This window comes from Aquimarina sp. U1-2 (assembly GCF_017897595.1).
Lineage (GTDB): Bacteria > Bacteroidota > Bacteroidia > Flavobacteriales > Flavobacteriaceae > Aquimarina.
The window spans coordinates 1-298 of record NZ_JAGKIK010000155.1 but is presented as its reverse complement, the minus strand read 5'-3'; the positions used below and the strand labels follow the sequence as shown (position 1 = coordinate 298).

Sequence of the window (298 nt, the reverse complement as noted above, 5' to 3'; positions counted from 1 at the left end):
GATGTACTGTTTCCCCATAGGTATATATTCCAGATCGCACTACCTCACCAAACTCATCTGTTTCAACAGTTGGTTCCATATAAGATTTGGCACCTCTGCTTGTGGTTTCCTCGTAAGCTTTTTTAGCATCTTCAACCCAAAGTGCTATTACTTTTACGCCATCGCCATGTTTTACAATGTGTTTGTTTATGGGCGACTTGCTATTTAAAGGCGTTGTTAACACTAGCCTAATTTTATCTTGCTTTAGCACATAACTTACCTCATCTTTTGATCCTGTTTCCAAACCTTTATATGCATA

Annotated in this window: 1 protein-coding gene; it reads right to left on the bottom strand. The window is 38.3% G+C overall.

The window, feature by feature from the left end; translation table 11 throughout:
• Positions 1–298: VOC family protein (locus J8281_RS19460; RefSeq protein WP_246849178.1), on the bottom strand; the 298-nt coding region annotated here is incomplete at both ends.